Source organism: Terriglobus sp. RCC_193 (assembly GCF_041355105.1).
Classification (GTDB): domain Bacteria; phylum Acidobacteriota; class Terriglobia; order Terriglobales; family Acidobacteriaceae; genus Terriglobus.
On the sequence record NZ_JBFUPK010000002.1, the window covers coordinates 293,161 to 311,970 of the forward strand.

General features: G+C 58.3%; 20 protein-coding genes. 17 read left to right on the forward strand and 3 right to left on the reverse strand.

The annotated features are described in order from the left end of the window. Positions 1–34: 34 nt before the first annotated feature. The 6 genes from AB6729_RS09975 to AB6729_RS10000 all read left to right on the forward strand — a co-directional run bounded on the left by AB6729_RS09975 (position 35) and on the right by AB6729_RS10000 (position 4,216). Complete coding sequence (locus tag AB6729_RS09975) at positions 35–1,114, forward strand: metal-dependent hydrolase (RefSeq protein WP_371081462.1); 1,080 nt, start codon at positions 35–37, stop codon at positions 1,112–1,114. A 32-nt stretch (positions 1,115–1,146) separates the two neighbouring features. Then, positions 1,147–1,698, forward strand: coding sequence for a DUF6580 family putative transport protein (locus AB6729_RS09980; protein ID WP_371081463.1), 552 nt, complete (start codon positions 1,147–1,149; stop codon positions 1,696–1,698). 15 nt (positions 1,699–1,713) lie between these two features. Next, positions 1,714–2,010, forward strand: coding sequence for a hypothetical protein (locus tag AB6729_RS09985; RefSeq protein ID WP_371081464.1), 297 nt, complete (start codon positions 1,714–1,716; stop codon positions 2,008–2,010). Between the two features lie 69 nt (positions 2,011–2,079). Further along, positions 2,080–2,457 (forward strand): 6-carboxytetrahydropterin synthase QueD, encoded by a 378-nt coding sequence (gene queD / locus AB6729_RS09990; protein ID WP_371081465.1) that lies wholly within the window; start codon positions 2,080–2,082, stop codon positions 2,455–2,457. 6 nt (positions 2,458–2,463) lie between these two features. Continuing rightward, positions 2,464–3,165, forward strand: coding sequence for a 7-carboxy-7-deazaguanine synthase QueE (locus AB6729_RS09995; protein WP_371081466.1), 702 nt, complete (start codon positions 2,464–2,466; stop codon positions 3,163–3,165). 19 nt (positions 3,166–3,184) lie between these two features. Continuing rightward, positions 3,185–4,216: a purine nucleoside permease gene (locus AB6729_RS10000; protein WP_371081467.1), complete on the forward strand. Its 1,032-nt coding sequence runs from the start codon at positions 3,185–3,187 to the stop codon at positions 4,214–4,216. Positions 4,217–4,653: 437 nt separating this feature from the next. Here AB6729_RS10000 and AB6729_RS10005 read toward each other — a convergent pair whose 3' ends face one another. Continuing rightward, positions 4,654–5,364 carry an epimerase gene (locus AB6729_RS10005; protein WP_371081468.1) on the reverse strand — a complete coding sequence of 237 codons (711 nt, stop codon included), beginning with the start codon at positions 5,362–5,364 and terminating at the stop codon, positions 4,654–4,656. 4 nt (positions 5,365–5,368) lie between these two features. On the opposite strand from AB6729_RS10005, the gene AB6729_RS10010 reads away from it, so the two are divergent. From AB6729_RS10010 to AB6729_RS10060, 11 genes are all read left to right on the forward strand, one after another. Then, complete coding sequence (locus AB6729_RS10010) at positions 5,369–6,967, forward strand: carboxylesterase/lipase family protein (protein ID WP_371081469.1); 1,599 nt, start codon at positions 5,369–5,371, stop codon at positions 6,965–6,967. A gap of 865 nt (positions 6,968–7,832) precedes the next feature. Continuing rightward, positions 7,833–8,120, forward strand: coding sequence for a putative signal transducing protein (locus tag AB6729_RS10015; RefSeq protein WP_371081470.1), 288 nt, complete (start codon positions 7,833–7,835; stop codon positions 8,118–8,120). A 650-nt stretch (positions 8,121–8,770) separates the two neighbouring features. Continuing rightward, on the forward strand, positions 8,771–9,475 hold the full coding sequence (queC, locus tag AB6729_RS10020) for a 7-cyano-7-deazaguanine synthase QueC (protein WP_371081471.1): 705 nt from the start codon (positions 8,771–8,773) through the stop codon (positions 9,473–9,475). A gap of 89 nt (positions 9,476–9,564) precedes the next feature. Then, positions 9,565–10,686, forward strand: a complete 1,122-nt coding sequence (locus tag AB6729_RS10025; RefSeq protein WP_371081472.1) for a tetratricopeptide repeat protein — start codon at positions 9,565–9,567, stop codon at positions 10,684–10,686. Between the two features lie 114 nt (positions 10,687–10,800). Continuing rightward, on the forward strand, positions 10,801–11,178 hold the full coding sequence (locus tag AB6729_RS10030) for a hypothetical protein (RefSeq protein ID WP_371081473.1): 378 nt from the start codon (positions 10,801–10,803) through the stop codon (positions 11,176–11,178). A 47-nt stretch (positions 11,179–11,225) separates the two neighbouring features. Beyond that, positions 11,226–12,770 carry a hypothetical protein gene (locus tag AB6729_RS10035; RefSeq protein ID WP_371081474.1) on the forward strand — a complete coding sequence of 515 codons (1,545 nt, stop codon included), beginning with the start codon at positions 11,226–11,228 and terminating at the stop codon, positions 12,768–12,770. 35 nt (positions 12,771–12,805) lie between these two features. Then, entirely contained in the window at positions 12,806–14,257 is a 1,452-nt protein-coding gene (locus tag AB6729_RS10040) for a glycoside hydrolase family 125 protein (protein ID WP_371081475.1), read from the forward strand. 50 nt (positions 14,258–14,307) lie between these two features. Then, on the forward strand, positions 14,308–14,898 hold the full coding sequence (locus AB6729_RS10045) for an XdhC family protein (RefSeq protein WP_371081476.1): 591 nt from the start codon (positions 14,308–14,310) through the stop codon (positions 14,896–14,898). After that, entirely contained in the window at positions 14,895–15,521 is a 627-nt protein-coding gene (locus AB6729_RS10050; RefSeq protein WP_371081477.1) for an NTP transferase domain-containing protein, read from the forward strand. Before AB6729_RS10045 ends, AB6729_RS10050 begins: the two co-directional genes overlap by 4 nt. Before the next feature lie 27 nt (positions 15,522–15,548). Further along, the gene (locus tag AB6729_RS10055) at positions 15,549–16,163 is read left to right on the forward strand and encodes an HD domain-containing protein (RefSeq protein WP_371081478.1); all 615 of its coding nucleotides are present in this window, start codon (positions 15,549–15,551) and stop codon (positions 16,161–16,163) included. Next, positions 16,160–17,242, forward strand: a complete 1,083-nt coding sequence (locus tag AB6729_RS10060) for an ATP-dependent DNA ligase (protein WP_371081479.1) — start codon at positions 16,160–16,162, stop codon at positions 17,240–17,242. The genes AB6729_RS10055 and AB6729_RS10060 overlap by 4 nt, the downstream gene beginning before the upstream one ends. Here AB6729_RS10060 and AB6729_RS10065 read toward each other — a convergent pair whose 3' ends face one another. Together AB6729_RS10065 and AB6729_RS10070 are read right to left on the reverse strand one after the other, a co-directional pair. Beyond that, positions 17,243–17,410 carry a hypothetical protein gene (locus tag AB6729_RS10065; protein WP_371081480.1) on the reverse strand — a complete coding sequence of 56 codons (168 nt, stop codon included), beginning with the start codon at positions 17,408–17,410 and terminating at the stop codon, positions 17,243–17,245. Continuing rightward, positions 17,407–18,756 (reverse strand): DNA polymerase domain-containing protein, encoded by a 1,350-nt coding sequence (locus tag AB6729_RS10070; RefSeq protein WP_371081481.1) that lies wholly within the window; start codon positions 18,754–18,756, stop codon positions 17,407–17,409. The genes AB6729_RS10065 and AB6729_RS10070 overlap by 4 nt, the downstream gene beginning before the upstream one ends. Positions 18,757–18,810 lie beyond the last annotated feature (54 nt).

Genomic DNA, 18,810 nt, shown 5'->3' on the forward strand with positions numbered 1-18,810 from the left:
TTATCTCGCGGTAAAGAGTGTATGCTTGCGCTGAATGGATCCCGTAACCCACATGTTGACGGGCGCATGCCTCTCGCGTGCGCTGGGTTTTCCCGCAAGGGTACGGTACGCCACCGCCGCCTGCGTCATCGCCGCAGAAATACCCGACGCGGATTACGTCTATCGCCTCGGCGGCCCGCTCGTTTACTTCCAGCATCACCGCGGATGGACGCACGCGCTCTGGTCTTTGCCACTACAAGCTGCCATCGTCACAGCCACGTTTTACCTTGTCCATCGCGCACAACGCCAACGCCACCGCTCCACCGACGTTCCACCCTATTGGCCGTTACTCTTCGGGCTATGCCTTCTGGCTTTACTCAGCCATCTGCTGCTGGACTGGACCAACAACTACGGCCTCCGCCCCTTCGCCCCGTGGAACCCGCGCTGGTATTCCGCCGACCTGGTCTTCATCGTGGAGCCGCTACTGCTCCTGTTCCTCGGCGGAGCATTGCTCCTGCCACCATTGTTCTCATTGATCAACGGTGAGATCGGCGCACGCAAACCGCGCTCCGCAGGCCGAGGACTGGCTGCGACAGCGCTTGTGCTCATGACCGCGCTGTGGGGCTTCCGTTTCATGCAGCACAACAACGCCAAAACACAGGCACGCCATCAGGATTACCGCAGCGGTCCTGTGCTGCGTATGGGGCTGAACCCATATCCCATCAATCCCTTTCGCTGGTTTGTGGTGGCGGAAACCGCATCGGCCTTGGAGCTGGGCAGCTTTGACAATCGCACCGGCACCTACGACGACGACACCCTGCGAACGCTATCCAAACCGCCAATAACACCCGCCGTAACAGCCGCAAAGCAAAGCTGGCTGGGGCGCGTGTATCTCGACTGGGCGCGATCCCCCCTGGTGGAAGACCGCGGCACGGTGGAACAGTTGCATCCCGACATGGATCTGGAGCCGCAGGAGCGCATCTGGCGAGTGGTACGGTTCACCGACCTCCGCTTCGGCTACCCAGTGCTGGGCATCAGCGGCAATCGCGTTCCGCTGAGTGCGGAAGCGTGGGTCGACGCCACACAGCATATCCAGCGCGTGTTTCTGGGCCAATCAGAACAAAAACTCCCATAGATCACCGCAACGCACTGTGGGAGAATAGAAACATGGCCTACCTGGTGCTCCTTATCGCTATCCTGAGTCGTGTGTTGCCGCGGTTGCTGCACATCACCGGCGGCAATGTGACCACCGTGGGCGCGTCCCTCTTGTTCTTTGGCGCATGCCTGGCCAGCGGAAAGCGCTGGCATGCAGCTTTCGCCGTGGTAGCCCTTGCAGCCACGGACTGGTGGCTTACCGTCTTCGGTTATGGCTACAGCTTCCACCTCAGCGGCTATCTCGTCACGTGGCTCTGGTATGCCGCGGTAATTCTCGCGGCTTCTGTCGCGCTGCATCGCAAACACACATGGCTCGGCGTGGGCATGAGCGCGCTGGCCTCTGCCACCAGCTTCTTCCTGCTGAGCAATGTTGTGGTCTTCCTGCGCAGCGGCATGTATCCGCACACTGTGGACGGCCTCATCGCCTGCTACGCAGCAGCCGTACCGTTCTATCAGAACGACCTGATCTCCACGCTGCTGTTCTCTGGCCTGTTCTTCCTCCTGCCCACCACCGAAAGCATTCCGGGACTGGTCGGTACGTCCTTCCGCAGGAATGCGGCGTAAACAGGGGTCGTTGTCATGCTGAGCCGCAATCTGTACATCCTGGCGGCAACACTCGTCTTCTTTTCCCTGTTGGCTTACGTCATTGGCTTCACGGGAATCACCCATGAACCGGGTGCCCCGTCAGACGGCAGTCTGTGGCGCACCATCGGCATCGTGCTGTTGCTGCTTGGCCTTTTCGTGGCATTGCTGGGAGTTTTACAGGGCATGTTTGAGCAGGCGGAACGACGTACTCCCGGCGGACAGGCAAACATCCATCGTGCACACCGGAACCAGCGCGAAGCCGGAAAGAACCAGCGGAAGCGCCGCGGCTAAGACCGCTGCAACAAACTAAACTGAATCCTGCACCGGCATACCATTGCGGTGCATCTCTAAGGAACTGCCATGTTTGAAGTAACCGTCGAATCTCATTTCTCCTCCGGGCACTACCTGCGCGACTATCACGGCAAATGCGAGAACCCGCACGGCCACAACTATCGCGTGCTGGTAACGCTTTCCGGTAAAGAGCTGGAGCCGAACGGATTGCTGTTGGACTTCAAGATCCTGAAAGACATCCTGAAGCCCGTGGTGAACTATCTGGACCACCAGATGATCAACGACCTTGAGCCGTTCACCCGCGTGAATCCCTCCGCGGAAAATCTCGCGAAGTACTTCTTCGATGAAACGAACACCCGCCTCGCAGACGTAACCAAAGGCCGCGTGCGCGTGAAGAGCAGCACCATCTTCGAAACCAACACATCGCAGGCGACCTACTCGGAGTAACCACCAGTGCGCCTCATCGAGCTTTACAAATCCGTTCAGGGCGAATCGTCGTTTACCGGCGTGCCATGCATCTTCGTGCGTTTTGCAGGCTGCAACCTGCGCTGCTCCTGGTGCGATAGCGAATACACCTTCACCGGCGGCCAGCCGTTCACGGAAGACGAAGTCATCGCGCAGATCGAAGCACTTGCGTGCCCGCTGATCGAGTTCACCGGCGGTGAACCCATGCTGCACGCGAAAGATCTGCTGCCGCTGATGCAGCGGCTGCTCAACGACGAAAAAACGAAATATACACTGATGATCGAAACCAGCGGCGAACGCCCGTTGGAAGAAGTCCCCACAGCCGTCCACAAGATCGTCGATGTGAAATGCCCCGGCAGCGGCAGCGCCTTCGGTTCGTTCCGCATGAGCAACCTCGACACACTCACCGCACGCGATGAAGTGAAGTTCGTTCTACGCGACCGCAGCGACTACGAATTTGCACGGGACTTCATCCGCAAACATCTCGCCGCGAAGATCGCCGCAGGAACGCTGGGCCACATCCTGCTTTCGCCCGCATTTATCCAGCAGCCATCGCCGCTGCGCACCGCAGACAACATGGAGCTGGACGCACGCGACCTGGTGCAGTGGATGCTGGACGACCTCCTGCCAGCGCGCCTCTCCCTGCAGGTGCACAAGTTCATCTGGGAGCCGCAAAAGAAGGGCGTCTAGCAACGCGCTACCATGAACCATGCGCGTCATTCATGCCCTTCTCGCAGCATCGCTCTTCTGCGGCGTTGCAGCCGCACAGGCTAAGATTCCCGTCAAAGTCGTCGTCGTAACCATGTTTGAGATCGGCAACGACACCGGCGACACCCCCGGCGAATTTCAGCACTGGGTCGAAGGCGAACACCTCACCCATCGCTTCGCCATGCCCGCCGCGTATCACGACGCGCTCATGAACGACGATGGCGTACTCGGCATCGTCACCGGCGTAGGCACCGCACGCGCATCCGCCACCATCATGGCGCTCGGCACCGATCCGCGCTTCGATCTCACGCATGCTTACTGGGTCATCGCAGGCATCGGCGGCATCGACCCGAAGCAGGGTTCGCTTGCCTCCGCAGTGTGGTCTGACTGGATCGTCGACGGCGACATCGCCCACGAAATCGACATCCGCGAAGTCCCCAAAGACTGGCCCACCGGCTACGTCCCTCTGCGCAAGTCCACACCGTACGAGAAGCCGCGCACCGACGACAACGGCATCGTCTTCCACCTGAACACCGGCCTCGTCGACTGGGCATACAACCTCACCCGCGACATCAAACTGCCTGACAACGCAGAGATCCGCGAACGCCGCCAGAGCTTCGCAGAACCTGCCGCCAAGAAGCCGCCCTACGTCCTCCGCGGCGACAACCTCAGCGCCAGCACCTTCTGGCACGGCAAATTACTGAACCAATGGGCACGCGACTGGGTCAGCTACCAGACCGACGGCCGCGGCACCTACGCCATCTGCGGCATGGAAGACACCGGCACACTGCAATCACTCACATGGCTTGATCGCGCAGGCAAAGTCGATGCAAAGCGCGTCCTCATCCTCCGCACCGCCAGCAACTACGACCAGCAGCGCGAAGGCATCACCGCCGCGGAATCACTGGCGGAAACCAAGATCACCAAGTATTCGGCCTTCCTGCCATCGCTCGACTCCGCATACCGCGTAGGCGATGTCGTCGTGCGCAACCTCGTCACCAACTGGAGCACACTCCGCGACCGAATGCCCTAAGTGAATATGTCGATACAGCCTAGTCAAACGCCCAGAGGCCGTCATTCTGAGCGAAGCGAAGAATCCCGACGAACTCTCATCCTGCCAAAGCGGCGTGGAGCTTTCAACCACGAACCCAAAACCAGCTTCGCAAAGCGAAGCTCATACGGTCGGAAGACCGTCATCCAGCGAAGCTCATACGCGCAAAGCGCGTCATCCTGAACGAAGCGAAGCGAAGCTGAAGGACCTGCATTCCTGTCCACCACTCCGATGCAACAGGAAGAACAAACAACATCCCAGCCACCATCGGCAGGATTGATCCACAGAGCTCGATGAATCGTTGTAACCGCAGCTACCACCACACCAAGCGCCAAAGGCGCGACCAGATATTAGCCTAGGGGCGAAGCCCTAGGTACAAGCGCCAACAAAAGAAAAGGGCCAAAGGCCCGCCCTATCCCTCAACGACCAAGAGAATTAATCGCCGCAGTATTCCAAACCCGTTGCTGCGGCGTTTCCTTTGCCACACGCAACATCGCACGCCCCACCGTCTCCGTATCCGTCGCCAACTTAGGAAACTTACCTAATACCCAAACCAACGGAAACAGCGCGCGATAAAAGAAGTTGTAAATCGCCACCTTCGATCGAATGCCATGCTTCGCAAGAATCAACCCCGGACGAAACGCATACGCCGCACGAAACGGCATTGCCATCAGCGCATTCTCCACGCCGCCCTTCACACGCGACCACATCGTCTTGCTGTTCGCGTCCGTGCCTTCGCCGGAAACATACACGAACACCATCGAAGAATTCCGTTCCGCCAGCACACGCGCCACCGCCAGCGTCAGGTCGCGAGTAATCCGCGTGTACTCCGCCTCCTTCATGCCCACGGAAGAAACGCCCAGCGGAAAGAAGCACGCATCGCAACCCGTAAGCGCATCGGCCACCGAAGTGAAATCAAGCGAAGCAAACTCCTCCGGACAAACCAGCTCGCGCAGCTTCGGGCTCCTGCGATCCACGGCGCTATCCACCGATGCATCCAGCGCACGCCGCCCCACCGACAGCACTTCAGAAACACCCGTATCCAGAAGGCATTCGCGCAACACGCCCTGCCCCACCATGCCGCTGCCGCCAAGCACAATCACTCGCATACGAAATGCGATGCCGCGCAATCCAATGAAGATTCCCCAAATTCAGCAATATAGCTATTGGCGCAGACTTCCACGCCGTTCTATCATCGCGCCTATGCGTTGGCTAACCTGCAGTTCAACTCGGAAGATTGCGGCCGCGGCCCTCGCTCTCTCACTCAGTCCCGGCCTCTTCGCGCAGAAAGCCGTCACCACAGACAGCGGTGCCCTCATCGGCAAAACCGATGGCAACGTGCGTAGTTTCCTCGGCATTCCCTATGCCGCGCCGCCGCTCGGCTCTCTGCGATGGAAGGCTCCGGAACCGGTCAAGCGCAGCACCGCACCACTGGCCGCAGACAAGATCGGCCCGGCCTGTATGCAGAAACTCTCGCGCAGCCATCTGCCCTGGACCGAAGCCTTCATGGTGCAGAACGACATCAGCGAAGACTGCCTCACGCTCAACGTGTGGACCGCCGGTTCACTCAGCGGACATCGCCCCGTGCTCGTCTATCTGCACGGTGGCGGCTTCGTCGAGGGCAGCGGGGGCGTCGCCAGCTATGACGGCACACAACTCTCGAAGAGCGGCCTCATCGTCGTCACGGTGAACTTCCGCCTCGGCATCTTCGGCTACTTCGCCAGTTCTGCCCTGCGCGCGGACAGCGGCCACGACAGTGCAGGCAACTACGCTCTCGCCGACCAGATCGCCGCGCTTGACTGGGTGAAGAAAAACATCGCAGCCTTCGGTGGCGACCCGCAGCGCATCACCGTCGCAGGCCAAAGCGCAGGCGCAGAATCCGTTGCAGAACTACTCGCATCGCCCAAGGCAAAAGGCCTGTTCCAACGCGCCATCCTCAACAGCGATCCGCTGCTGTGGCCCGCCACAACGGTTGCCTCGCTCGACGAAGCGGCGAAGCTCGGCGACGCCTTCACCGCCAAGTACGGCGGCACACTGGATGCTCTCCGCGCAGTTCCTGCCGAAACTCTGCTCAACGCACCGGACGCACCACCGAAACGCCCTGTTGTGGATGGCTACTGGCTCACCGAACAGCCCGGTGACGATCTCGTACACCCTGTTGGCAGTGACGTTCCTGTCATGCTCGGCTGGGTCAAAGACGAAGGCTTCCCCACACAGAAGCTCTCCGCAGAAGCCTTCCGCGCCGACGTCGTAAAGAAGTATGGCGACAACGCCGAACGCTTCCTGAAGCTCTATCCCGCACAGGATGACGAGCAGGCAGCAACCAGCCAGATCCAGGCAGGCCGCGACCGCAACATCGCCATCTCCACCCTCTATGCCGACGCCTACCAGCGCCGCCGCCAATCCTCCGTCTACCTCTACTGGTTCGCGCGAACGCCACCGTGGAAGGCGCACCCCGAGTTCGGCGCACACCACACCGCGGAAGTGCCCTACTTCTTCGAAACACTCGATCAGGTAAAAGACCGCGACTACGAAGACGCCGACTACGTCGTGAGCAAAATCGCAGGCGGCGAGTGGCTCAAGTTCGCCGCCACCGGCAAACCCTCGTCCACATGGGTCTCAGCGCAACACGGCGGCGGCCCCTTCTACGTCATCGACGTCACACCCAAAACCCAATCGCAACTCGACGCAGCCCGCGCAGCCTTCTGGAAAGCCACTCTGCTGAAGCACTAATCTACTTAAGCGTTAAGAGGGTTCACTGACTTCAAGGATGCGTTGTGGGGAATCGCCAACTTCAAGGATGCGTATGTGGGACTTGTTCGCTGAAGCATTCTCTGCGGGTGCCCACACCTCTACAACGCATTAGGAAGCCCAACAAACCAGCAGCCGCAAAACCGGGTGCCCCAGGTTCGCGAAGCTAACCTGGGCATCGCGCAACGGGCGATCCTACGGCCAAAGGCTGCGACCAAGCACCAAAGATAACCAAGCACCGAAGACAACCAGGTACCGAAGACAACCGGCACCGAAGACAATCAAGCACCGAAGACAATCAAGCGCCAAAAGCAATCAAGCGCCAAAAGCAATCAAGTACCAAAAGCAATCAAGCACCAAAGGCAATCAAGGACCAGAGGCAATCAAGGACCAGAGGCGCGACAAGATGAAAAAATATCACCTGGGCCGAAGGCGCGAAGATATGCGATAAGGGCCAAAGGCCCGACGAAATATTAGCCTAGGCCGAAGGCCTAGGTAAGATTGCCTCGCAAGTAGCAAGGGCCAAAGGCCCGCTCTATCTCTTCCCTCACAAAGCGGGTGCCCCAGATTCGCGAAAGCTAACCTAGGCATGGAAGTGATGCGAGAAGAAAGCAGGTCCTTCGGCTTCGCTCAGGATGACGCGCGTTCGTGCGTTGGAGCTTCGCGAATGCGAAGCTGGTTTGGGTTTTGTGGCTGGAAAGGGTTTGAAGGTTTCGTTGCGGGAGAGTGTGTTGGGATTCTTCGCTTCGCTCAGAATGACGAACTTTGTTCGTACGATTCGAAGCCCGACCATCTCCGCAAACCCGAGCAGCGTCCTATCCCGTATAGAAGAAAGGTCCAGGACCCAATGGCTGAGAAGAACGAAGAATTTGTCACCGTGGCAAGCTACTCCGAAGTGGGCGAGGCGTCCGTCGCACAAAGCGTACTCGACGGAGCCGGCATCGACTCCTTCCTCAGCGGCGAAGAAGCGAACATCCTGCTCCCCGTAAGCGGTGCCCGCCTCCAGGTACGCGCGGAAGACGTCGAAGCGGCACGCGAACTTCTGAACAGCGTCCCACTCTTCGTAGAAGACGGGGTAGCCGTAGGCGAAACCGCAAAAGGCGCCTCCCTCGCCGACAACGGCGACGAACTCTAATACTTCCTGCTACGAACCCCCGCGTCGCAAATACTTCCTGCTACGAACCCGCGTCGCAAACGAACCCAAACCGGCGTCGCGAACGAACCCAAACCAGCTTCACGACGAACTCAAAACAGCTTCACGAACGAACCCGAACCAGCTTCACGAACGAACTCAAAACCAGCTTCGCGAAAGCGAAGCTCCAACGCGCAAAAGCGCGTCTTCTTTGAAGGGGCAGGGCTTCAGCCCTGCCGTAAACAATCGCAACCAAGAAAACCGCGCGGCCCAAAAGACAAACAGGAGCATGAAGCAAACCCCGCGCGCTCACAGAAGATCATGGCTGGCCGCTCTTCGAGAACGGTACGAAGTACCGCCGAAGGCGTCGAGAACGGCACGAAGTGCTGTCAAGCCCCCAAACCATCCAACTCCAACAAACCAAAAGAAATAAACTTGGCAGGTTATTTCCACCAAACCACTAAAATAGAAATCAGGGGCAAGCTAAAAGCCAAGGGCTAACAGCTAAAGGCTTTAAAAAGACGATTTTGCCCCTAAACTCAATGGGCAGACGATTTTAGCGATACCAAAGCCATAAACCCAATAGAAAGACGAATTTAGAAAACAGGGGGAGGGGTACCCTCCAGTCCAGTCATTCCCACCCGCAACTTAGAATGAAAACCATGAGTAACGAAACGCGCCAGAAAGCAGTGGTCTGCCTCAGCGGCGGCATGGATTCCACCGTATGTGCGGCGCTGGCGGCACGCGACTACGACGCCTATGCCCTCCACTTCTCCTACGGCCAGCGGACCGAATCCCGCGAACTGAAAAGCGCCAGTGGCGTAGCGGAAGCGCTTGGGTTCAAACAGTTTCTCCAGTTGCGCATGGATCTCTTTCGCCAGATCGGCGGATCGGCGCTGACGGATACTTCCATCGCCGTCCCGGACGCGCCAGAGGACGAAGGCCAGATCGGCGACGCCGTTCCCGTCACCTACGTGCCCTTCCGCAACGCCCACTTCCTATCCGCCGCGGTGAGCTGGGCAGAGGTCATCGGAGCGAAGACCATCTTCATCGGAGCGGTGGAACAGGACAGCTCCGGGTACCCCGATTGCCGCCCGGCATATTATGACGCCTTCAACGAATTAATACGCCAAGGCACTGCTGTGGGCGATATTCGTGTGGAAACGCCGCTCATTCACCTCCGTAAACGCGAGATCGTGCGTCTGGGTGTTGAATTGGGTGCTCCGTTACATGTAAGTTGGTCGTGCTACTCAGGCGAGGAGTTTGCCTGCGGAGTGTGTGAAAGCTGCGTTCTACGGCTGAGGGCTTTTCAGGAGGCCGGCAGCACAGACCCGATTCCCTACGCATCCAGGCGTTAGGCGGCAATTCGCAACTTCGGCATCCCATTTATGTTTGCATTCAGAGACACCGGCGTAATTGCCGGTGACAAGCAAGGAGCAGGACGACCATGAAGTCTCGCATTCTTTCCGTAGCCGCGATGTTGGCGGTTCTTTCGCCGGCAAGCCTGGCGTTCGCGCAACAGCCCCAGGACCAGCCCGGCAGTATCCACGGCCACGTGCAGAACGCCGCAGGCACTGCGCAGGGCGTCGGCGATATCAAGCTGACCACCGACCGCAGCAGCACCGACGATAAGACCCGCAAGTACGAGTACAGCTTCCCGGTCGACGCCAACGGCGACTTCAAGGGCGCGGACATCAAGCCCGGCAAGTATGTCATGTTCTACATCGTGAAAGGCGCCACGGTGGACTACATCAACGACGTGGAGATCAAGCCCGGCCAGGACACCGCGCAGAACGACGACATGACCCGCGAAGAGTTCCTGAAGGCCATGACGCCGGAGCAGAAGAAGCAGCTTGAGGAGTTCAAGAAGCAGAACGCTGCGGCCGTGGCCGCGAACAAGACGGTGGCGAACCTGAACGGTCTGCTGACCGGTGCTCGTGAAGACGAGAAGGCGGGCAAGTATGACGACGCCATCGCCAAGATGACCCAGGCCACACAGCAGAAGCCGGACGAAGCCATCCTGTGGCTGGAGCTGGGGAATGCGCAGCTTGGCGCCAAGAAGTTCGACGATGCGGCCACCAGCCTGCAGAAGGCAGCCGACACGAACGCCGCCTCCAAGAAGCCGAATCCGTCCATCTCCGGTAGCGCATACAACAATCTGGGTCAGGCGCTGGTTGGCGCCAAGAAGCCGAACGATGCGCTGGCCGCCTATGACAAGGCTGCCGCCGCCGAACCCGCAAAGGCTGGTGTGTACTACTACAACGAAGCCGCCGTCCTTTACAACAGCGGTAACCACGAGCAGTCTGCTCAGGCTGCGGACAAGGCAATCGCTGCTGACCCGACCAAGGCCGAGTCGTACTACATCAAGGGACAGAGCCTGATCGACAAGGCGACACTGGACCCGAAGACGCAGAAGATGTCTGCCCCGGATGGCTGCCTGGAAGCCTACCTGAAGTACCTGGAACTGGCTCCCAGCGGCCCCCACGCCGCCGATGTGCAGGGCATTGTCTCCGCCTTCGATCAGAAGCAGGTCTCGGACTTCAAGGCCAACAAGGGCAAGAAAAAGTAACTGCCAGAACAAACAGGAAGCGGCCCCGGTACCTCCGGGGCCGTTTTCTTTTCTCGGGATAAGGATAGTTATCGCGGCATCGCTCCCAAGGCTGCGATAATCTAACCCACTACGATGCGCTTGTTCCGCGCCACCTTCGCCGCCTTTGCAGGTGCCTTTCTGGCGCTTGCGCTTTACCTTGCGTGGTTCTTCCAGATCACACATCACGACACGCCGTGGGACGGCGCACCAACCAGCTTCATCGCGTTGACGTGTGTTGTGGCCGCAGTCTTCGGGTTGTTAGGCGGATGGGTAGCAGCACGCCTCTCTCCGGAGACGCAGCGCGGATCAGCGGAGGGCGCAGCGGGATTCATGGCGCTGGCCGCCCTGTTCGCCGAAACCCACACACCCGGCCAGCACCACTACGCCCAGATGGTCGCCCTGCTGGTGATGGCACCCGTAGCGTTTTTCTTCGGCCGTCTCTGCGAGCAGCGCGCTGCGGCTAGAAGCTGACATCACCGACATTCCTCATTGCGTAACCGACTTGGTAGGCTGTCGGCATGCGTTTGTTTTCCCGGCGTGACTTTGTTCTCACTGGCTCCGCGACTGCTGCTTCCCTGCCGACACTTCTGCGTGCACAAACCCCGGATGCAATCCCAACCGCAACGTTGGAGGTGGGCACGGAAGCGGGAGCGAAGGTTCCCGCGGACTTCATCGGACTCTCGTACGAAAGTATGCAGTTGGAGGATCCAGCCTTCTTCTCGCCGGAAAACATCAGCCTGGTGCAGCAGTTCCGCAACATTGCCAGCAAGGGCGTGCTTCGACTTGGCGGCAACACCAGCGAGTTTGGCTGGTGGAAAGCAACGGATGACGTGACTGCCCCCACACGCACAGAGGCGCCCTGGAAGGCAGAGGGCGAGCCGACAGCCGCAACCACGTTTGCGATTACGCCGAAAGCCGTGGACAACCTGGACGGCTTTCTGAAGGCCACGGGCTGGAACTGCATCTACGGTCTGAACCTTGGATACGGGACGCCTGAAGTGGATGTAGCCGAAGCCACTTACGTGATGAAGCGCCTTGGGCCGCGGCTGCAATACTTCCAGCTTGGCAATGAGGTGGATCAGTTCAAGGGACATCTGCGTGATCCGCAAACGTGGAATGTGGATACATACCTGGAAGAGTGGTTGAAGATTGCCCGCGCCGCGCAGAAGGCTCTGCCGGAAGCGAAGTTCGGTATGCCGGATGTGGCTGCGGATGTGACATGGCTGACGCAGATTGCCGACCGTTGGGCCGCTATCGAAGACAAGCCCAACGTGGTGACGCTAAGTCATCATTACTACTGGAGCGGGCCGCCATCGAATCCGGATGCAACCATTGAGAACCTGCTGAAACCAGATGCGAAGGTTGCAGAACATGCCGCGACAACCAAGGCAGCGGCAGCAAAGATAGGCGCGTCCGTGACGTATCGCATGACCGAAGGCAACACAGTCTATCGCGGTGGCAAGCCGGGCGTGAGCGATGTGTTTGCCGCGGCGCTGTGGGGTGCGGAGTATCTCTTCCGGCTGATGCAGGCTGGCTACTGCGGTGTGAATCTGCACGGCGGTTCTGGCCATGCGCAGGCGGTATCTGTGGGCGGGGTGTTTCATGGCGAGGCACTGATGAAAGACCCCACGGTGCCGCATCCCAAGCCGTTCTATACGCCCATCGCCAATGAAGGCACGCTGGCCGGTGCCGGTGTGGACGGCAAGTTGAACAACAAATACCTTCTGGAACCCGTGGGATACGGCATGAAGTTTGCCGCCGCGTTTCAGGGTGCGACCATGCTGCCGGTCACGCTGGATGCAGGCAACACAAACATCACTGCATACGCCGGGAAACGCGCAGATGGCAAAACGATTGTGGCCATCCTGAACAAAGAAGCTGCGACACCGGTTCGCATTACCGCGCCCTACTTCGACACCATTCAGATACTCATTGCGCCCGCGCTGGATGCGCACGAAGCACATGTGAATACCGTGGTGAGCGAGACAAGCAGCCGCAGGACAACAGAGGGCCAGGTGTTCACACTGCCTGCGCACATGGCAACGCTGATCGTGCTGCATTGATGCGAAGTATTGCGGGAAGCAGGTAAGCTGGCTGCATGGTTTCGCATGTGGATCGCCGTAGCTTTGTCCGTAACTCCGCCACGCTTGCCGCAGGAGCAGCACTCTTTGCAAAGACAAACCTTCTTGCGCAGTACACGAAGCGCGATCTGACACAGCGCCCCGCGGAGAGTGAGCGGCTGTTTCGTTCGCAGACCGTAGAAGATGCCATTGCATCTATCAGCCGTGACATTGCCGATCCGCAGTTGCGCACCATCTTCGCGAACTGCCTGCCGAACACGCTGGACACCACGGTGTTTCCGGGAACGCGCGATGGCAAGCCGGATACCTTCGTCATCACAGGCGACATTGACGCACTGTGGCTGCGTGATTCGTCCGCGCAGATGCATCCTTACCTGCCGTTTGCAAAGAGCGATGCGAAACTGGCCACGGTGATTGAAGGGCTGATTCATCGTCATGCGATGTGCATTCTGCTGGATTCGTATGCCAATGCGTTTCGTCGCAACCCCACAGACAAACCGCTGGACTGGGCTGTGCAGGACGCCACGGATCACAAGCCCGGCGTGGGTGAGCGCAAGTGGGAAGTGGATTCACTCTGCTATCCCATCCGCCTTGCGCATGGCTACTGGAAGACGACGGGCAGCACAGCCGCATTCGATAGCGAATGGGTTGCCGCGATGCAACTCGTAATAAAGACCTTCCATGAACAGCAACGCCTGAAGGATCGCGGGCCGTATCACTTTCAACGTCGCGCAGAGAATCCTACAGACTCTGTGATTCTGAGTGGTTATGGCGCGCCGACGAAGCCGAATGGGATGCTGCACTCCATCTTCCGGCCATCGGATGATGCATGCACGTATCCGCTGTTTGTTCCGGCAAACCTGTTTGCTGTGGCTGCGCTGAACATGCTGACAGAGATTGCAAAGGCGCTGAGCAATGCACAGCTTGCAAACGATGCTTCCTCGCTGGCGACAGAAGTTGCAGGCGCAACGAAGACGTATGGGCAGTTGAAACATACTCGCTTTGGTGAGATGTATGCCTACGAGGTGGACGGCTTTGGCAATGTGAACTGGATGGATGATGCAAATGCGCCGGGCCTGTTGAGCATTGCCTACCTGACTGGCATACCGTTGAAGCAGCCGGTGTATCGCAACACACGCGCCTTTTCGCTGAGCGATAGCAATCCTTACTTCTTCAAGGGATCGGCAGCGGAAGGTGTTGGCGGACCGCATGTTGGCATGGACTACATCTGGCCCATGAGCATCACCATGCGCGCATTGACGAGCACCGACGACGCGGAAATCCTTTCCTGCCTGAAGATGCTGCGCAACACCACCGCCGGTACCAACTTCATGCACGAGGCATTTCACAAGGACGATCCCACGAAGTTCACGCGACCGTGGTTTGCATGGGCAAACACACTGTTTGGTGAACTGATTTTGAAGATTCACACAGAACGGCCTGCGCTTTTGCGGCAGACGATAGCCTGACACCTCAAACATTGAGGCAGAGGGAAAGACGCAGCATACACTTGTGGAGTATGAGTCTGAAAGAGCGCCGCGACATTGCCCATCTGTATGGACACACACCGCGTGGCGTTCTCTTCACGCTGGTGGAGATGCGCGGCAGTTCGTCTCACGCTGCGGGAGCGCGCTTTTACGCCGCAGCGGATGGCCGCAGCGCGGGCTCAGTTTCCAGTGGCTGGATAGAAACAGAACTACTTCAACGTGCTGAGCTGCTTGCAGGTGCAGATGCGCAGATGCAGATTGTTTGCACAGCCCCTGATGTCGAGGCACATCTACTGATAGAGTTTTCCGACACGCCCGAGGCTGCCGCTTTAATGGAAACCTTTGAGGCGACACTGCGGGGTGAGTCGCGCTCCGTGGTTACAGTGCTACCCAAAGCAGGCACCGCTCTGTTGCGATTTGTTATGGATGCACAAGGAGATGTTCTGTTTGCCAGTGATCTGCTGGAAACGGAAGAGATCGTACCCATGCGGCGTACGGCGCGGAGTTCTGCTCATGGCGCGCTGCACATGCTCGCACAGGGACGCATATTTGTGGAACACATAGAACCAACGGTTTCGGAACAGGACACGATGAACAACACACTGCATACGGAGGCCCGATGAGCCGGAGAGTTGCAGCGCTGGTGCTGGCAGCAGGCGCGTCAGAACGGTTAGGACAGCCGAAACAACTGGTGCAGTATCAGGGCGAGCGACTGATGGATCGCGCGATTCGGATGGCGCATGAAGCCGGCGCTTCACCTGTCTTCGTTGTGCTGGGCGCGGGCTACGAGGATCTTCTGGAAGGTTTGCAGAGCAACCCCTTCCAGCCACGCATTCTAATTAACAAGGCGTGGAAGCACGGTATGTCCACTTCCATTGCGCTGGGCGCCGCTGCAGCGGAACGCGTGGATGCGGACGATCTGCTGGTGCTGACCTGCGACCAGGTGACGGTCACCGCAGAACATCTTCGACGACTGATGGAAGCTTCCCATCGTGAACACGTGGTGGCATCGCATTATTACGAACGCCGCGGTATTCCTGCTCTCTTTCCTGAATTCAGCTTTCACGCGCTGCAGGAATTAACGGGCGATACGGGTGCGCGCGAGTTATTGCAGGACGATGCCGTATTAACCGTGCCATTGCAGGGTGGGGAATTCGACGTGGATACACCTGCGGATCTTGAACGTCTGCGAGCGATGGAAACAAAAGACGAATACGCATCTTGCGTAACACCACCCACACAGTGAAATGGCGCGTGCGTTAGACTCAGCCGCATGCATACACGGGAACGCGCCTGGGAATTGCTGAATGAATGGACGACCTCACCCAGCCTGATCAAACATGCTCTGGCAGTGGAAACCTGCACACGCAGCTATGGAGAACGTGAGGCAGAACGGCTGGGTCTGAACGATGCATCTGCTGCAGAATTTGTCGCGAAATACAGCATCGCTGCACTCTTGCATGACTTCGATTACGACCGGCATCCATCCTTGGATGAACATCCTTTCGTTGGCAATCGAGTATTGACCGAACAGGGATGGCCGGAGGAGATTCGCCATGCCATTCTGGCGCACGCTTCCTACACCGGTGCGGCACGCGAAAGCCACCTGGATCGGGCACTGTTTGCGTGCGATGAACTCGCCGGATTTCTTACCGCCTGTGCGCTGGTGAAACCCACAAAGAGCATCCACGATGTGGAAGTGGCTGGCGTGAAGAAGAAGATGAAGGACAAGGCTTTTGCGCGTGGCGTAAATCGTGAGGACATCACGGAAGGCGCGGAATTGCTGGGCATTCCCATGGAAGAACATATTGAAAACTGTCTGCGCGCCATGCAGGCGAATGCCGCCGAGCTTGCCCTGGAAGGTGTAACTGCATCCAACCAGGCATGAGCCTGCTTGCACAAGCGCCAATCCTGCCCATGCTGGCAAAGCGTGTGGAAACTATTCCTGAGGATACTCAGCACTGGAGTTTTGAACCGAAGTGGGATGGATTTCGTACGCTGATTTTTCGCGATGGCGACGATTTTCTGATTCAGAGCCGCGATGGCAAACCGCTGGATCGCTATTTCCCTGAGCTTCGAGCGCCGCTATTACAGCATTTGCCGCAACGATGCATTCTGGATGGCGAAATCGTAATCGCTACCAGGCACGGCCTGGACTTCGATCTGTTATCTCTGCGCATTCACCCGGCAGCATCGCGGGTGAAGATGCTCGCCCAGCAGACACCTGCCTCTGTCGTATTTTTTGACCTGCTGCAGAATGACGATCTGGATCTTCGCGATGTTCCGTTTCGTGAGCGGCGCAGCGCGCTGGAACGGGTGCTTGCGCATGCAAATCCGCCGATCCACCTGACGCCTGCAACACAGGATCGATCCGTGGCACAAGACTGGTTCACACGCTTTGAGGGAGCCGGCCTTGACGGCGTAATGGCAAAACCATTGGAAGGCCCGTATACGCCGGACAAGCGCACCATGTTGAAGGTGAAGCATGAGCGCGATTGCGATTGCGTCGTGGCGGGTTTTCGATGGCACAAGAATGGAGAGGATGCAGCCGTTGGGTCTCTCCTGCTGGGACTGTATGACGATGCAGGTGCACTGCAACACGTGGGTGTGTGTGCAAGTTTCACTGCGGCAAAACGCAAAGAGTTAACAGAATTTCTCGCGCCGTATCGCAAAGATGCGTTAACTCATCATCCGTGGAAGAACTGGGCTGATGCCGCAGCACAAGCAGGCGGTCGCATGCCCGGTGGCCAATCGCGATGGAGCGGCGGCAAGGATCTGTCGTGGGTACCACTGCGTCCAGAACTGGTTGTCGAAGTCGCATATGAACACATGCAGGGCGATCGCTTTCGCCATCTGGCCCACTTTCGCAGGTGGCGACCTGACAAGGAACCAAAGGACTGCACCTATGCACAACTGGAAGTCGTGCCGGCGGCAGAGTTGATGCAAATCTTTCCCGAACGCAAGTGATTAACGATTGCGAAAGAGAATCCACAGCACCACTACAACCACCAGCGTAATAAGGGCACCCCGCTGCCAGAAAAAGAAGCCCGTGCGTGTGGAGTAGCCCACAACAATGCAGCCTGTTAGGGATGTACAGGCAAGAAACAATGCCGGCAAGACTGCGATTGGCTTCATTCCTTTGCCCCCTCAGAGCGCCAAGCACGCGTTGGATCGTCATCCGGATCAGGCGCTTCCTGGGCTGGTCGTATCTCCTCTGGAACATGCCGCAGATTCACCCGAATGCGGTACCAGACATAAGATGAACCACGCATGCGGTCCACAAGAATGTCATCTGCTGCCAGATGTTTTGCGGCCTCCGGATGTTTTTGTTTCCAACGATCCAGCCCGGCCTGCGCTGCTGATTTATCAGGGGATTGCGCAACCACCTGCAACGGCATGGTCGACTTTCGTCGTCCGGCGGCGCGAGGCTTCTTTGTAGACGCGGCTGGATCAGTGTCTTCGCCTTCTTTCGTGTCAGGCTTCCTTGCTTTGGAGGGCTGAACCCGTTTGCCTTCGTTCCACTGCTTCTTAAAATGCGGAGGCCACGGGGCATCGCCAATACCGTTCGCTTCATCGCGCGAGGCCATCTCCAGCAAGGCGTCCAGGGAACCTGCATGTTGATTCATCGCAGCGTGGGGATCGCCAATCTTAGCGAAGCGCTCTGGCACTGTGAGCACGGTAAACTCTGCCGGGTCGCAGTGCATAACCTCATCCCATGCAAGCGGTGTGCTCACACGCGCATCAGGCAGCGGACGCACGCTGTACGCACTGCAGGTGGTGCGGTCCTTTGCATTCTGGTTGTAGTCCAGGAAGACGCCGTGGCGTTCTTCCTTCCACCATTTGCTGCTGGCCATAGGATGTCGTCGTTCCACTTCGCGTGCCAGTGCAAGCGCAGCACGACGAACATCCGTAAAGCTCCAACGCGGATGAATGCGCACGTTGATATGAATGCCGCGCGAGCCACTGGTCTTGGGCCATCCCACCAGGCCAGCTTCATCCAAAAGCGACTTCACCTGCATTGCAACGGAACACACATCGCCCCATACGACCCCGGGTTGCGGATCAAGATCGATGCGAAGCTCATTGGGATGATCCAGATCGTCTGCGATCACGGCATGTGGATGCAGCTCAATGCAGCCGAGGTTGACAATCCATGCCAACCCCGCCGGGTTATCCACCACCACTTCTTCCGCTGTGCGACCGGACGGGAAACTAAGCGTAACCGTGCGCAGCCAATCCGGTGTATCGGAGGGCGCGCGCTTCTGATAGAAGGGTTCCTTTTCCGCTCCATCCACAAATCGTTTCAGCACAACAGGCCGATTGCGGATTCCATTCAGCGCACCGTCTGCAACGCTCAGGTAATAGCGCACGATATCGATCTTTGAAAGCTGTACGCCGCTCGTGAAATAGTGCTTGTGCGGATTGGAGATGCGTACACTGCGGCCCGCGACTTCAATCCACTCCTCTTCCGGCTTGGCCATGTGGATGCCTCTCGCGATTCATGGGATGCGTAGCAAGCACAGTAAGGTTTGGTT

Excerpts from the sequence above, each read along its gene's own strand:
- AB6729_RS10035 (WP_371081474.1), top strand. The coding sequence starts at position 11,226 with ATGCGTTTGTTTTCCCGGCGTGACTTTGTTCTCACTGGCTCCGCGACT.
- AB6729_RS10070 (WP_371081481.1), bottom strand. The coding sequence starts at position 18,756 with ATGGCCAAGCCGGAAGAGGAGTGGATTGAAGTCGCGGGCCGCAGTGTA.
- AB6729_RS10000 (WP_371081467.1), top strand. The coding sequence starts at position 3,185 with ATGCGCGTCATTCATGCCCTTCTCGCAGCATCGCTCTTCTGCGGCGTT.
- AB6729_RS10055 (WP_371081478.1), top strand. The coding sequence starts at position 15,549 with ATGCATACACGGGAACGCGCCTGGGAATTGCTGAATGAATGGACGACC.
- AB6729_RS10010 (WP_371081469.1), top strand. The coding sequence starts at position 5,369 with ATGAAGATTCCCCAAATTCAGCAATATAGCTATTGGCGCAGACTTCCA.
- AB6729_RS10045 (WP_371081476.1), top strand. The coding sequence starts at position 14,308 with ATGAGTCTGAAAGAGCGCCGCGACATTGCCCATCTGTATGGACACACA.
- AB6729_RS10065 (WP_371081480.1), bottom strand. The coding sequence starts at position 17,410 with ATGAAGCCAATCGCAGTCTTGCCGGCATTGTTTCTTGCCTGTACATCC.
- AB6729_RS09975 (WP_371081462.1), top strand. The coding sequence starts at position 35 with ATGGATCCCGTAACCCACATGTTGACGGGCGCATGCCTCTCGCGTGCG.
- queD (WP_371081465.1), top strand. The coding sequence starts at position 2,080 with ATGTTTGAAGTAACCGTCGAATCTCATTTCTCCTCCGGGCACTACCTG.
- AB6729_RS10050 (WP_371081477.1), top strand. The coding sequence starts at position 14,895 with ATGAGCCGGAGAGTTGCAGCGCTGGTGCTGGCAGCAGGCGCGTCAGAA.
- AB6729_RS09980 (WP_371081463.1), top strand. The coding sequence starts at position 1,147 with ATGGCCTACCTGGTGCTCCTTATCGCTATCCTGAGTCGTGTGTTGCCG.
- AB6729_RS10060 (WP_371081479.1), top strand. The coding sequence starts at position 16,160 with ATGAGCCTGCTTGCACAAGCGCCAATCCTGCCCATGCTGGCAAAGCGT.
- AB6729_RS09985 (WP_371081464.1), top strand. The coding sequence starts at position 1,714 with ATGCTGAGCCGCAATCTGTACATCCTGGCGGCAACACTCGTCTTCTTT.
- AB6729_RS10040 (WP_371081475.1), top strand. The coding sequence starts at position 12,806 with ATGGTTTCGCATGTGGATCGCCGTAGCTTTGTCCGTAACTCCGCCACG.
- AB6729_RS10025 (WP_371081472.1), top strand. The coding sequence starts at position 9,565 with ATGAAGTCTCGCATTCTTTCCGTAGCCGCGATGTTGGCGGTTCTTTCG.
- AB6729_RS10015 (WP_371081470.1), top strand. The coding sequence starts at position 7,833 with ATGGCTGAGAAGAACGAAGAATTTGTCACCGTGGCAAGCTACTCCGAA.
- queC (WP_371081471.1), top strand. The coding sequence starts at position 8,771 with ATGAAAACCATGAGTAACGAAACGCGCCAGAAAGCAGTGGTCTGCCTC.
- AB6729_RS10030 (WP_371081473.1), top strand. The coding sequence starts at position 10,801 with ATGCGCTTGTTCCGCGCCACCTTCGCCGCCTTTGCAGGTGCCTTTCTG.